Genomic DNA, 14,573 nt, shown 5'->3' with positions numbered 1-14,573 from the left:
TTACTCAAGCAGGAGTTCTGATGCATAACCTGGTGATCCTGGGGGCTTCCGGCTCCATCGGGCAGAGCACCCTCAAGGTGCTGCGCCGCAATCCCGGGCGCTGGCAAGTACTGGCGCTCACCGCCGCTCGCAGCGTGGATGCCATGGTGCGGGACTGTCTCGAGTTTTCCCCCCGTTTTGCCGTCATGGTGGATGAGGCGGCTGCCGCCGAGCTGGCCGGTCAGCTCAAGACCCACGGTAGCGCGACGCGGGTGCTGTCCGGTCCTGCTGCTCTGTGTGACGTGGCCGCTCACCCCGATGCCGACAGCGTGATGGCGGCCATCGTCGGTGCGGCGGGTCTGGCACCGACCATGGCCGCAGTGCGTGCCGGCAAGCGGATCCTGCTGGCCAACAAGGAGGCGCTGGTGATGTCCGGGGCCTTCTTCATGGAGGCGGTGCGCGAGCATGGCGCCGAGCTGCTGCCCATCGACAGCGAACACAATGCGATTTTTCAGTGCCTGCCCGAAGCCATTCAGCGCCAGCCCGGCTACTGCGATCTGGCAGGGGCGGGCATCAGCAGGATACTGCTGACCGGCTCAGGCGGTCCGTTTCGTTATACCGATATCAATGCGCTGGCACAGGTCACGCCGGCCCAGGCCATCGCCCACCCGAACTGGTCCATGGGAGCCAAGATCTCGGTCGACTCCGCCACCATGATCAACAAGGGGCTGGAGTACATAGAGGCGCGCTGGCTATTCAACGCCGCGCCCGAGCAGATCCAGGTGGTGATCCATCCCCAGTCAGTGATCCACTCCATGGTGCAGTACAAGGACGGCTCAGTGATGGCCCAACTTGGCAATCCGGACATGTGTACCCCCATAGCGCACGCCCTGGCCTATCCGGCTCGAGTTGAGTCCGGCGTGGAACCTTTGGATTTCTTCAGTGTCGGAGAGTTCAGCTTTATCCGGCCCGATTATGAGCGTTATCCCTGCCTGGCACTGGCCATGAGTGCCTGTCAGCAAGGGCAGGCGGCGACCACGGCGCTCAATGCCGCCAATGAAGAGGCCGTTGCGGCTTTCCTTGCAGAGCGGATCGGTTTTATGGATATTGCCAGAGTCAATGAGGCCACCATGGTGACGCTGGGGAGTTCCGCTGTGGGTTCGCTGGATGATTTGATTGCGCTGGATGGTGCGGCCCGTGCCCGTGCTCACAATTTGATTGAGGAGCTTAGCTAATGAGTGGTATTTCGTGGCATTGTGCTGCCTTTATCGTTGCCTTTGGGTACCGGACCATGCATGAAATCGAGGTAACTGGCTGATGAGTGCTGTGCTGTGGAATGACAAACCTGCCTTTGTTACTGCCTCCTTCGATGATTCGAATGGGTGTGATCTCGAGGTGATAGGCTGATGGGCGGCGTGCTGTGGAACATTGGTGCCTTTATCATCGCCCTCGGATTGCTGGTTGCGGTGCATGAATTTGGCCATTTCTGGGTGGCCCGCCGTTGCGGCGTCAAGGTCGAGCGCTTCTCCATCGGGTTTGGCAAGGCTATCTGGCGCCGGATGGGCAAGGATGGCACCGAATATGTGCTGGCACTGATCCCGCTCGGCGGTTACGTCAAGATGCTGGATGGTCGGGTCGATGAGCTCAAACCCGGCGATGAGCAATTTGCTTTCAATCACAAGAGTGTCTGGGCGCGGATGGCCATAGTGGCAGCGGGCCCCATGGCGAACTTTGTGTTTGCCCTGTTTGCCCTCTGGCTGATGTTCATGATCGGTGTCCCTGCCGTTAAACCCGTGGTGGGGGAGGTGCGTCCCGCCTCCATTGTGGCGGCGGCCGGGGTCGAACCCGGCATGGAGATCGTCGGTGTCGGCGACAAGGCGACCGGTGACTGGGAGAGCGTGACTTATGCCCTCATCAGCCACTTGGGCGATGATGCCGTTCAGCTCAAGCTGAAGGCGCCAGGCGCCAGCTACGCCGTCGACAAGACGCTGATGCTGGATAGCTGGACCTTCGATCCGGACAAAGAGTCCCCCGTCGGCAGCCTGGGGATAGTGCCCCTCGGCGGCAAGGTACTGCCCGTGGTCGAGGCCATAGTGCCTGCGAGCGCCAGTGAGAAGGCCGGTATCCTGGTCGGCGATCGCATCAAGCGGGTGGGCGAGCAGGAGGTCACCGAGTGGACCCAGTTCGTGCACCAGGTCCAGCAATCTCCCGAGCAGCCATTGCAGGTCGTGGTGGAGCGGGCAGGCAGTGAACTGACCTTGACCCTGACTCCGGATGTGAAAAAAGTGCGTGGCCAGCTGGTCGGTTTTGTCGGCTTGTCACCGCAATTGGTTCCATTACCGGATGAGTATCGAATTCTGTTACAGTATGGGCCTTTGCAGGCCCTGTGGCAGGGAGCCCAGAAGACCTGGAGCCTGACCACGCTGACCTTTGACATGATTGGCAAGCTGATTGGTGGCATCGTCTCCCTGGATAACCTGAGCGGTCCCATCTCCATTGCCAAGGGGGCAGGCAGCAGTGCCGATTACGGTCTGGTCTATTTCCTCGGCTTTCTGGCGCTGATCAGCGTCAACCTGGGGATCATCAACCTGTTTCCCCTGCCGGTGCTGGACGGAGGCCATCTGGTCTACTTCCTCATCGAGGCAGTCACCGGCAAGCCGGTATCAGACAAGATTCAGGAAGTGGGTTTCAGGATCGGCGCCGCCATTCTGATGTTACTGATGGGCATTGCGCTATTTAATGATTTCGCTCGCCTCTGAGGCCAGAGCATCAACAAGGACACACAAGAACAAAATGGCTGTTAAAAAAGCATTGGTGTTGAGTTGCCTGCTGGGTGCCAGTTTCCTGGCCCAGGCGGCCCCTGCCTCTTTTGTGGTGCAAGATATCCAGGTCGACGGCTTGCAGCGTGTAACGCTGGGGGCCGCCCTGTTGAACCTGCCGATCCGGGTTGGCGACACCGTCGATTCCGTGACCCTGGCCAACGCCATCAAAAAGCTCTACTCCTCCGGTAACTTCGAGGATGTGAAGGTTTACCGTGACGGCCAGGTGTTGCAAGTGGCGGTCAAGGAGCGGCCGACCATCTCCAGCATCGAATTTTCAGGCAACAAGGATATCAAGGAAGAGCAGCTGACCCAGAGCCTGGAGTCCTCCGGCATCCGGGTGGGTGATCCGCTGGATCGTACCGTGCTGAGCTCCCTCGAAAAGGGTCTGGAAGATTTCTACTACGGCGTGGGCAAATACTCCGCCAAGGTCAAGGCCATCGTCACCCCGCTGCCGCGCAACCGGGTCGACCTCAAGTTCACCTTCGTGGAAGGGGAAGCGGCCAAGATCCAGCAGATCAACATAGTTGGCAACAATGTGTTCCCGGAAGAGAAACTGCTGGCCCAGCTCTCCCTCAAGGACGATGTGCCCTGGTGGAACTTCACCGGTGACCAGCGTTACCAGAAACAGAAACTGGCCGGCGACATCGAAACCCTGCGCTCCTACTACATGGATCGCGGTTATATCCGCTTCGCCCAGGAGTCGACCCAGGTCTCCATGACCCCTGACAAGAAGGGGGTCTACGTGACACTGAACGTCAAGGAAGGGGATCAGTACAAGGTCTCCGGCGTTCAGCTCAAGGGCGATTTGATCGACCGTGGTGGCGAGATGAAGGGCCTGATCCCCATAGGGGCAGGCAGCACCTACTCCGCCAGTCAGGTAACCCACACTGAAGAGGTGCTCTCCAAGTTCCTCGGTCGTTACGGCTATGCCTACCCGAAAGTGGTCACCTTCCCCCAGGTCAACGACGAAACCAAGGAAGTGGAGCTGATCGTCAACATAGAGCCGGGTCCCCGTGTCTATGTGCGCAACATCAACTTCAGCGGCAACGTCACCACCCAGGATGAAGTGCTGCGCCGCGAAATGCGTCAGATGGAAGGCACCTGGCTCTCCTCCGATAGCGTCGAGCAGTCCAAGACCCGTCTCAACCGTCTCGGCTTCTTTGAAACCGCGGAAGTGGACACCAAGCGGGTGCCGGGCAGCGATGATCAGGTCGATCTCGACTTCAAGGTCAAGGAGCAGCCAGCTGGCTCCATCAACGCCGGTGTGGGTTATGGTACCGAATCGGGCCTGAGCCTGCAGGCAGGCCTGCAGCAGGACAACTTCATGGGTACCGGCAAGAAGATCGGTATCTCCGCCAGTACCAACAAGTACTCCAAGAGCGTCGACCTCAGCTACAACGATCCCTACTTCACCGTGGACGGTGTCAGCCTGGGTGGCCGCCTCTACTACAACCAGTTCAGTGCGGCCGATGCCAACATCGTCGACTATGAAAACACCACGATTGGTTTCCGCCTCTCCAGTGGTTTCCCGGTCAACGAGAACAACCGCCTCGACTTCAGCCTCGGGGTCGAGAACAACAAACTGTCCCAGCCCAACCCCTATCTGCAGGTGGACGAGTTTTGGAAGGTGTACAGCAAGAACAAGGATGGCGACAACCGCATGGTGTTCAACACCGTTGACGTCACCGCCGGATGGACCCGTTCAACTCTCAACAAGGGAATGTTCCCGACCGCCGGTGACCGTCAGCGTGTTAACGCCAAGGTGACAGTGCCCGGCATGGATCTGCAGTACTTCAAGCTGAACGCCGAAGATGCTCACTACTTCCCGTTCGATGCGGACCACAAATGGGTGTTGATGGCCAAGGCCCGCGCCTCTTACGGCAACGGTTATGGCAGCAACGGCAGCTATGATCACGTCCTGCCGTTCTTCGAGAACTACTTCGCCGGTGGTTTCGACACGCTGCGTGGCTTCAAGAGCAACACTGTAGGTCCGAAGGCGCTCTACTACTACAACCTGAGCGGTAACGACGTCATTCAGGGCACCGACAGCTCGGTGGGGGGCAATGCCCTGGCGGTGGCGTCCCTCGAGATGATAGTACCGACGCCGTTTGCGTCTGAAACCTATCAGCCTCAGTTGCGTACCAGCTTCTTCATCGACGCCGGTTCAGTGTGGGATACCACTTTTGACTATGCCCAGTACCAGAACCGCTGTTTCAGTGGTTGCAACTATCTGACCGACTATTCGGACCCGACCAACTACCGTGCCTCGGCCGGTCTGTCGCTGCAGTGGCTCTCCCCCATGGGACCCCTGGTGTTCGCGATTGCCCGTCCGCTCAAGGAGTACGAAGGGGACAGGACAGAGTTCTTCTCGTTCAATATCGGCCGTACCTTCTAAGGACGGACGCGCCCCCACCCAGCCGGTGGGGGTATTCAATGATGGGACGCGCAGCTTGCGTGCCTCACCAGGTAACAAGTCGGTCCGGGTACCACTTGCATAATCAGGTAAATCAGGTTGCCCTCACATGAGGGAACAAGGAGTTAGTGTGAATAAAGCGTTGAAAGTAGCTGGTTTGAGTTTTGCACTGATGGCTGCCGGCATGGGCTCCGCCTTGGCTGACACCAAGATCGCCGTGGTCGACATGGGCGAAATCTTCCAGAAGCTGCCCCAGCGTGAAGCTGTTTCCAAGAAGCTGAAAGGTGAATTCGAGCCGCGCATGCGTGAACTGCAGAAGCTGGAATCCGACGGTCAGAAACTGGTCGAGAAGTTCAAGAAGGATGAAGCCTTCATGAGCGCCGATCAGAAGAAGCAGAACCAGGAAAAACTGGCCAAGCTGCAGATGGAGTTCAACCAGAAGCGTCAAGCGTTTGAGCAGGACAACGGTCGTCGTCAGTCCGAAGAGCGCAACAAGATCCTGACCAAGGTACAGGCTGCCATCGATTCCATCGCCAAGAGCAATGGCTACGATCTGGTGCTTGAGCGCAATGCTGCGCCCTATGCCGCCAGCAAGCTGGACATCTCTGCCCAAGTTATTTCTCAGGTAAGCAAGAGCAACTAATTGATGGCATTCACTCTCGCACAGCTGGCCCAGCAACTGGGGGCCGAGATCCATGGCGACGGAACCCTGGAAATCCGCAAGGTAGCGACACTGGAAAAGGCCGGGGAGGGGGATATCACCTTCCTGTCCAATAAAAAGTACCGGCATTATCTGGAGCAGAGCAAGGCCTCGGCCGTGCTCATTACAGAAGCGGATCTGCCATTTTGTCCCACCAATGCCCTGGTACTCAAAGACCCCTATGTGGGGTTTGCCCGGGTAGCCCAACTGCTGGACACCACACCGCAGCCGGCCACGGATATCCATCCGAGCGCCGCCATTGCGGCTGACGTGCAACTGGGCGAGAGAGTGGCCATCGGGGCCAATGCAGTGATCGAATCCGGCGTCGTGCTGGGGGATGACGTACGCATAGGCCCTGGCTGTTTTGTTGGCAAGAATACCCGACTGGGAGCGCGCTCCCGGTTGTGGGCCAACGTCACCCTGTATCACAACATCACCATGGGTTCCGACTGTCTGGTTCAATCCGGCACAGTGATCGGGGCCGATGGGTTCGGTTATGCCAATGAGCGTGGCGAGTGGATCAAGATCCCCCAGCTCGGTGGCGTGACTATCGGCAACCGGGTCGAGATTGGTGCCTGCACCACCATAGACCGCGGCGCGCTGGAAGATACCCGCATCGCGGATAACGTCATCATCGACAACCAGTGCCAGATCGCCCACAACGTCGAGATCGGCTACGGCACCGCCGTGGCAGGCTCCACCGTGATGGCTGGTAGTCTCAAGGTCGGCAAATACTGTATCATTGGCGGCGCCTCCGTCTTTAACGGGCACATGGAGATCTGCGATCAGGCCACCGTTACCGGCATGGCCATGGTGATGCGACCCATTACCGAGCCCGGTGTCTACTCTTCCGGCATCCCTCTGCAAACCAATAAAGAGTGGCGCAAGACCGCCGCCCGGGTGATGCGTATCGAAGAGATGCACAAGCGGTTGAGCAAGCTTGAGAAGAAGCTGGATCAAGAATAATCACGATTGGTATAGGGTACTGTTTTGACTACTGAAAAGAAGAGCCTGGGCATCCAGGAAATCATGGATCTGCTGCCTCACCGTTATCCGTTCCTGATGGTGGATCGGGTCGACGATTACGAGATCAGTGATGAGCGCAAAACCTTGCGTGCCATCAAGAATGTCTCGTTCAACGAGCCGATCTTCCAGGGACATTTCCCGGCCAAGCCGGTGTTTCCCGGCGTACTGATCCTGGAAGCCATGGCGCAGGCCACCGGTATCCTGGCCTTTACCATGGTGGGCAAGCCGTCTCCCAACGAACTCTATTACTTTGCCTCCATCGACAACGCTCGTTTCAAGCGTCCGGTTGGCCCTGGCGATCAGCTGGTGCTCGACGTGGAGTTCCTGAAAGAGCGTCGCGGTATTGCCAAGTTCACCGGTGTGGCCACGGTCAACGGTGAAGTGGTTTGTACCGCCGAGCTGATGTGCGCCAAACGCGAGGTTTAATACACGTGATCGACCAGACTGCCATCATTCACGATACTGCCATCGTCCATGAGTCTGCGGTGATTGGCAAAGGGGTTGAAATCGGCCCCTTTTCCGTCATCGGCGCCGAGGTGGAAATCGGCGACAACACCTGGGTAGGTTCCCATGTGGTGATCAAGGGGCCGGCCAAACTGGGCCGTGGCAACAAGATCTTCCAGCACACCTCCATCGGTGAGGATTGCCAGGACAAGAAGTACGCCGGCGAGCGCACCTTCCTCGAGATTGGCGACAACAACGTCTTTCGCGAGAACTGCACTGTGCACCGCGGCACCATCCAGGATCAATCCCTGACCAGGGTGGGCAGCGGCAACCTCTTTATGGTCAACGTGCACGTTGCCCATGATTGCATCATCGGTGACAACTGCATCTTCGCCAACAACGCGACCCTGGCGGGCCACGTGGTGATAGGTGACTTCGTGATCTTCGGCGGTCTCTCCGCGATCCACCAGTTCGGTCGCGTTGGCTCCCACGCCTTCATCGGTGGCTGCGCCGCCCTGAACAAGGATGTGCCGCCCTACGTGATGGCCGCTGGCAACTATGCCAAGCCGTTCGGGGTCAACTCCGAAGGCCTGCGTCGCCGTGGTTTCAGCGCTGAAGCCATCTCCGCCGTCAAGCGTGCCTACAAAGAGATCTTCCGCTCCGGCAAGACAGTCGAAGAGGTGTTGCCCGTGCTGACCGAGATGGCGGCCACCGAACCGGCCGTCCAGCTCTACGTGGATTTCCTCAAGGACAATGAGCGCGGGATCATCCGTGCCTGATCCCGTTCGCATCGGTATCGTCGCCGGAGAGACCTCCGGCGACATCCTGGCCGCCGGCCTGGTGCGCGAGCTGCAGCGCCGTTATCCGGACGCGCAGTTTGAAGGGATCGCCGGGCCGCGCATGCAGGCCCTCGGCGTCAAGGCCCTGTTCGAGATGGAAGAGCTCTCCGTCATGGGGATCACAGAGGTGCTGGGCCGTCTGCCGCGCATCCTCAAGGTTCGCCGTGAACTGCTGCGCCATTTCATTGCCAATCCACCTGACATCTTCGTCGGGGTGGATGCACCGGATTTCAATATCGGGGTGGAGCTGAAGCTGCGCCGCGCCGGTATCAAAACGGTTCACTATGTCAGTCCCTCTGTCTGGGCCTGGCGTCAGAACCGCATTCACAAGATCAAGGCCGCCACCGATATGGTGCTCGCCTTCCTGCCGTTCGAGAAAGCCTTCTACGATCGCTTTGCTGCCCCTTGCCGATTTGTGGGTCACACCATGGCCGATGCGATCCCGCTCGAACCGGACCAGGCTGCCGTGCGCCAGGCGCTGGGCATTGACCCGGGTCGATGCTGGCTGGCCGTGTTACCCGGCAGTCGCACCGCCGAGGTGGGCTTCATGTCACCGGTATTTCTCGAGGCCTGCAAGCGGCTGACGGTACGTTATCCGGATCTCGGCTTTATCGTGCCGCTGGTCAACGAGGCGCGACGGGCGCAGTTCATGGCCATCAAGGCCGAGCTGGCGCCGGATCTCGACATGGTGTTGCTGGAAGGTCAGGGTCGCGAAGCCATGATAGCTGCCGATGCCGTGCTGCTTGCCTCAGGTACCGCAGCACTGGAAGCCATGCTGGTGAAAAAGCCCATGGTGGTGGGCTACAAGCTCAAACCGTTCAGCTATTGGCTGGCTCAGCGGCTGGTGAAGACCGCCTATGTGTCGCTACCCAATCTGCTGGCCGATCAGATGCTGGTGCCCGAACTTATTCAGCACGAGTGCACCCCGGACAATCTGGTGGATGAAGTCAGCAAGCTGCTGGAACACGACAACCGTGAGCTCATAGCCACCTTCACCCGGCTGCACCAGAGCATTCGCTGCAACGCCGACGTGCAGGCCGCGGATGCGGTGGCCGAACTGCTCGGCAGATAACAGGCAGGGTGGCCGATAGCGCTGCGCTCATCTACCCCATGTCAGGCCCTGCGGGGCCTGTTTTGATTCAAGGCTGCAAGATGATGATCGATATTCCCGAAGACAAGCTGGTTGCCGGGGTGGACGAGGTGGGTCGTGGCCCCCTGGTGGGTGACGTGGTCACCGCCGCCGTGATCCTGGATCCGGCCAACCCGATCACCGGGCTCGCCGATTCCAAGAAGCTCTCCGAGAAGAAGCGTCTGGCGCTGTTTGACGAGATCAAGCAGAAGGCGCTGGCCTGGGCCATCGGCCGTGCCAGTCCCGAAGAGATAGACGAGCTCAACATACTGCACGCCACCATGCTGGCGATGCAGCGCGCCGTGGCGGGCTTGTCCATCACCCCTGAGCTGGTCTTTATCGACGGCAACCGTTGTCCAAGCTTGCCGATGGAAGCGCGCGCCGTGGTCAAGGGCGACAGTCTGGTGGCTGCCATCAGCGCCGCCTCGATTCTGGCCAAGGTGACCCGCGATGCGGAGATGACAGCGCTGGACAGCCGTCATCCCGAATATGGTTTCGCCCGTCACAAGGGCTATCCGACCCCTGAGCACCTCGCCATTCTGGCCGAGCGCGGGCCCTTGCCCGCCTATCGCAAGAGTTTCAAGCCGGTGCGCCATGCACTTGGGATCGAATAGCCAATGCATTTCTGTTTGAGCAACGAGAGGGTATGACGATGGCTGAACCCCGTTTTATCCACCTGCGCGTCCACTCCGATTTCTCCATGGTCGATGGTCTGCAGAAGATCAATCCCATCGTCGGAGCCGCTGCGGCCAACAACATGCCGGCGCTGGCCCTGACCGACCAGATGAACATGTGCGGTCTGGTGCGTTTCTATGGCGCCGCCCACGGCAAGGGCATCAAGCCCCTCGTCGGGGCCGACTTCTGGGTGCAAAGCAGTGAGCTGGGGGACGAGCAGTTCCGCCTCACTCTGCTGGCCATGGACAACGATGGCTACCAGAACATTACTCTGCTCATCTCCCGCGGTTATCAGCGTGGCCATGTGCAGGGACGTCCCGTCATCGACAAGGAGTGGCTCACCGATCACGCCAAGGGGGTCATAGTGCTCTCGGGTGGACGGGAGGGGGACGTGGGCAAGTTCCTGCTCAAGGGCAACCGGCAGATGACGGAGTCGTGTCTCGCCTTTTACCAGACCCACTTTCCCGACGCCTACTACCTGGAGCTGCTGCGTACCGGTCGACCCGATGAAGAGGTCTACCTGCACATGGCGGTGGCCATTGCCACCGAGTTCGAGCTGCCGGTGGTGGCCACCAACGAGGTGGTGTTCCTCAACGCTGAGGATTTCGACGCCCACGAGATCCGGGTTGCCATCCACGATGGCTATACCCTGATGGACAAGCGTCGCCCGCGCCGTTACAGCCCGCAGCAGTACCTGCGCAGCCAGGAGGAGATGGCCGAGCTGTTTGCCGACATCCCCGAAGCGCTGGAAAACACGGTGGAGATCGCCAAGCGCTGCAACGTGACAGTGCGTCTGGGTGAATACTTCCTGCCCAATTTCCCGACCGGTGACATGACCACCGAAGACTTTCTGGTGGCCAAATCCAAAGAGGGCCTGGAAGAGCGTCTCGCCTTCCTGTTCCCGGATCCGGCCGTGCGCGCCGTCAAGCGCGGCGAGTATGACGAGCGCCTCGAGATCGAGCTGAAAGTCATCAACCAGATGGGCTTCCCGGGTTACTTCCTCATAGTGATGGAGTTTATCCAGTGGTCCAAGGACAACGGCATCCCCGTTGGCCCGGGCCGGGGCTCGGGGGCGGGTTCACTGGTGGCTTACGCGCTCAAGATCACCGACCTCGACCCGCTGGAATTTGACCTGCTGTTCGAACGCTTCCTCAACCCCGAGCGGGTCTCCATGCCCGACTTCGACGTCGACTTCTGCATGGACAGACGGGACGAGGTGATCGAGCACGTCTCCGACATGTATGGCCGGGATGCGGTGTCCCAGATCATCACCTTCGGCAGCATGGCGGCCAAGGCGGTGGTACGGGACGTGGGCCGGGTGCTGGGCCACGCCTATGGTTTCGTCGATCGCATCTCCAAGCTGATCCCGCCTGATCCGGGCATGACCCTGGCCAAGGCATTCGAGGCCGAGCCCAAGCTGCCCGAGCTTTATGAGCAGGACGAGGAGGTCAAAGACCTCATCGACATGGCGCGCCGGCTGGAAGGCGTGGTACGCAACGCCGGCAAACACGCAGGTGGCGTGGTAATAGCGCCCACCAAGATCACCGACTTTGCGCCGCTTTACTGCGATGACTCCGGCAATCACCCTGTCACCCAGTTCGACAAGAACGATGTGGAATACGCCGGGCTGGTGAAGTTCGACTTCCTGGGGCTGCGTACCCTGACCATCATCGACTGGGCGCTCGGCATGATAAACCCGCGCCTTGCCAAAGAGGGCAAGCCGCCGGTCGACATCGCCGCCATCCCCATCCACGACAAGAAGTCGTTCGATCTGTTGCAGCGGTTCGAGACCACGGCGGTATTCCAGCTCGAATCCCGCGGCATGAAGGATCTCATCAAACGGCTTCAGCCTGACTGTTTCGAAGACATGATCGCCCTGGTGGCCCTGTTCCGTCCGGGCCCGCTCCAGTCGGGCATGGTGGACAACTTCATCGAGCGAAAACACGGCAAGGAGGCGATCTCCTACCCGGACGAGAAGTGGCAACACGAAAGTCTCAAACCAATCCTTGAGCCCACCTACGGCATCATCCTCTATCAGGAGCAGGTGATGCAGATAGCCCAGGTGCTGGCGGGCTATACGCTGGGTGGGGCGGACATGCTGCGCCGGGCCATGGGCAAGAAAAACCCGGCCGAGATGGCCAAGCAGCGATCCGGGTTTGAGGAAGGGGCGGTCAAGAACGGCATCGACGGCGAACTGGCGGTAAAGATCTTCGATCTGGTGGAGAAGTTTGCGGGCTACGGCTTCAACAAATCCCACTCTGCCGCCTATGCGCTGGTCTCCTACCAGACCCTCTGGCTCAAGACCCACTTCCCGGCCGAGTTCATGGCGGCGGTCATGACCGCCGATATGGACAACACCGACAAGATAGTGACCCTGGTGGACGAATGTCAGCGCATGGGGCTCACCGTGATACCGCCGGATGTGAATACCGGTCGCTACCGGTTCAGCGTCAACGAAGATGGCCACATCGTCTACGGCATAGGGGCTGTGAAGGGAGTGGGGGAAGGCCCTATCGACGCCATTCTCAGCGCTCGGGATCAGGACGGCCCGTTTCGCGATCTGTTCGACTTCTGCAACCGGGTCGACATCAAGAAGATCAACAAGCGGGTGATGGAAAAACTCATCCTCTCCGGCGCCATGGACAGGTTAGGTCCTCACCGCGCCGCCCTGATGGCGACTCTGGAAGAGGCGATGCGCGCCGCCGAGCAGCACGCCAAGGCACAGGCCGTGGGTCAGGTCGACATGTTCGGGGTCTTGACCCAGGAGATTGACGACGTCAAGAAGGCGTTCGCCAACGTGCCGCACTGGCCTGACAAGGTGTGGCTGGAAGGGGAGCGGGAGACGCTCGGCCTTTACCTGACCGGCCACCCCATCAACCAGTACAGCGGCGAATTGCGTCGCTACACGTCCGGCCGTCTGTGCGATCTGCATCCCACCTCCCGGGATACGGTTACCACGGCGGCGGGGCTGGTGATCGCGGCCCGCAGCATGGTGACCAAGCGTGGCAACAAGATGGGGATCTTCACCCTGGACGACAGATCCGGCCGTCTGGATGTGACCCTGTTCAGTGAAGCGCTGGAAAAATATGAAGAATTGATGCAAAAAGACCGTATTTTGGTGGTTTCTGGACAGGTCAGCTTTGATGACTTCTCCGGTGGCCTTAAAATGTCGGCCCGTGAATTACTGGATATCAACGATGCGAGGGAGCGTTTTGCCAGGGCAATCCGCATCTCCCTCGATGAACAGCGGATTGATGATCGCTTTTTCCCGCGTTTGTGCGAGATTTTGGAACCCGCCCGTGCCGGAGTCTGTCCGGTTCAGGTAAACTATCGTCGCCCCGGCTCACGGGTGCGATTGACGCTCGGTACCGAGTGGCGGGTGACGCCCACCGATCAACTGATAGATGACTTGCGTGTCCTGCTGGGACGAGAGCGGGTTGAATTGGTTTTTGATTAGAGGATCTATAGGCCCTATGAGTCTTTTTCTGGATTTTGAACAGCCGATTGCCGAGTTGCAGGCGCAGATTGATGAACTCCGTCATGTGAGTGAGCACAACAGTGCTGTCGATCTCAATGAAGACATTCGCCGGCTGGAGAAGAAAAACGAAGAGCTGACCAAGAAGATCTTCGGCGATCTGGGTGCCTGGCAGGTATCCCAGATGGCGCGTCATCCTCAGCGTCCTTACACCCTCGATTATATCGAGCACATCTTCACCGACTTCGACGAGCTGGCTGGCGATCGCGCCTATGCCGATGACAAGGCCATCGTCGGCGGTATCGCCCGTCTCGACGGCGAGCCCGTGATGGTGATTGGTCAGCAGAAGGGTCGCGAGACCAAGGAGAAGATCAAGCGCAACTTTGGCATGCCGCGCCCGGAAGGGTATCGCAAGGCCCTGCGTCTGATGGAGATGGCCGAGCGCTTCAAGATGCCGATCATCACCTTCATCGACACCCCGGGCGCTTACCCTGGCGTGGGTGCCGAGGAGCGTGGTCAGTCTGAAGCCATCGCCCGCAACCTGAAAGTGATGGCCGGTCTGACCGTGCCCGTGGTCTGCACCGTGATCGGTGAAGGCGGCTCGGGTGGGGCCCTGGCCATTGGCGTGGGCGATCGCGTCAACATGCTGCAGTACTCCACCTACTCCGTCATCTCGCCGGAAGGGTGCGCCTCCATCCTATGGAAGAGCGCCGACAAGGCTCCCGTGGCCGCCGATGCCATGGGTATCACGGCCCAGCGCCTGAAAGAGCTCAAGCTCATCGACACCATAGTCGAAGAGCCGCTCGGTGGTGCCCACCGTGATGTGCCCCTGATGGCACAGCGCCTGAAGGAGCGTCTCAAGCAGGATCTGAATGCCCTGCGTCCGCTCGAGACCGATCAGCTGCTGGAGCAGCGTTACCAGCGCCTGATGGGCTACGGCTACTGCTAAGCCCGGCATGCTTCTATAAATGGCGTCAAAAGGCCCCTGCTTATGCGGGGGCCTTCTTTTTTGGGCGCGGGGAAAGTGCTGTTCATATGGATATCAGTCGGCCCCCCGTTTGCCGAAAACCC

Annotated in this window: 11 protein-coding genes; all 11 read left to right on the top strand. The window is 59.5% G+C overall.

What is annotated here, in order from left to right; translation table 11 throughout:
• Positions 1-20: 20 nt before the first annotated feature.
• The 11 genes from ispC to accA all read left to right on the top strand — a co-directional run bounded on the left by ispC (position 21) and on the right by accA (position 14,451).
• The gene (gene ispC / locus GWQ27_RS00535) at positions 21-1,214 is read left to right on the top strand and encodes a 1-deoxy-D-xylulose-5-phosphate reductoisomerase (protein WP_275906419.1); all 1,194 of its coding nucleotides are present in this window, start codon (positions 21-23) and stop codon (positions 1,212-1,214) included.
• Positions 1,215-1,385: 171 nt separating this feature from the next.
• Positions 1,386-2,738 (top strand): sigma E protease regulator RseP, encoded by a 1,353-nt coding sequence (gene rseP / locus GWQ27_RS00530; RefSeq protein WP_275906418.1) that lies wholly within the window; start codon positions 1,386-1,388, stop codon positions 2,736-2,738.
• 34 nt (positions 2,739-2,772) lie between these two features.
• Positions 2,773-5,196, top strand: a complete 2,424-nt coding sequence (gene bamA, locus GWQ27_RS00525) for an outer membrane protein assembly factor BamA (RefSeq protein ID WP_219598529.1) — start codon at positions 2,773-2,775, stop codon at positions 5,194-5,196.
• Between the two features lie 148 nt (positions 5,197-5,344).
• Positions 5,345-5,857, top strand: coding sequence for an OmpH family outer membrane protein (locus GWQ27_RS00520; RefSeq protein ID WP_219598530.1), 513 nt, complete (start codon positions 5,345-5,347; stop codon positions 5,855-5,857).
• 3 nt (positions 5,858-5,860) lie between these two features.
• Complete coding sequence (gene lpxD / locus GWQ27_RS00515; protein WP_275906417.1) at positions 5,861-6,880, top strand: UDP-3-O-(3-hydroxymyristoyl)glucosamine N-acyltransferase; 1,020 nt, start codon at positions 5,861-5,863, stop codon at positions 6,878-6,880.
• A 24-nt stretch (positions 6,881-6,904) separates the two neighbouring features.
• Positions 6,905-7,366, top strand: coding sequence for a 3-hydroxyacyl-ACP dehydratase FabZ (fabZ, locus tag GWQ27_RS00510; protein WP_005312091.1), 462 nt, complete (start codon positions 6,905-6,907; stop codon positions 7,364-7,366).
• 5 nt (positions 7,367-7,371) lie between these two features.
• Positions 7,372-8,163, top strand: a complete 792-nt coding sequence (gene lpxA / locus GWQ27_RS00505) for an acyl-ACP--UDP-N-acetylglucosamine O-acyltransferase (protein WP_021139730.1) — start codon at positions 7,372-7,374, stop codon at positions 8,161-8,163.
• On the top strand, positions 8,156-9,295 hold the full coding sequence (gene lpxB / locus GWQ27_RS00500; RefSeq protein ID WP_275906416.1) for a lipid-A-disaccharide synthase: 1,140 nt from the start codon (positions 8,156-8,158) through the stop codon (positions 9,293-9,295). Before lpxA ends, lpxB begins: the two co-directional genes overlap by 8 nt.
• Before the next feature lie 80 nt (positions 9,296-9,375).
• Positions 9,376-9,966 carry a ribonuclease HII gene (rnhB, locus tag GWQ27_RS00495; RefSeq protein WP_059112117.1) on the top strand — a complete coding sequence of 197 codons (591 nt, stop codon included), beginning with the start codon at positions 9,376-9,378 and terminating at the stop codon, positions 9,964-9,966.
• A gap of 38 nt (positions 9,967-10,004) precedes the next feature.
• A complete protein-coding gene (dnaE, locus tag GWQ27_RS00490; protein ID WP_099994727.1) occupies positions 10,005-13,484 on the top strand; it encodes a DNA polymerase III subunit alpha in 3,480 nt (1,159 codons plus the stop codon).
• A 16-nt stretch (positions 13,485-13,500) separates the two neighbouring features.
• Complete coding sequence (accA, locus tag GWQ27_RS00485) at positions 13,501-14,451, top strand: acetyl-CoA carboxylase carboxyl transferase subunit alpha (protein WP_005312096.1); 951 nt, start codon at positions 13,501-13,503, stop codon at positions 14,449-14,451.
• Positions 14,452-14,573: the final 122 nt, after the last annotated feature.

Source organism: Aeromonas sp. 5HA1, from assembly GCF_029237245.1.
Taxonomy (GTDB): domain Bacteria; phylum Pseudomonadota; class Gammaproteobacteria; order Enterobacterales; family Aeromonadaceae; genus Aeromonas; species Aeromonas salmonicida.
This window is presented reverse-complemented; position numbering and strand designations above follow the sequence as displayed.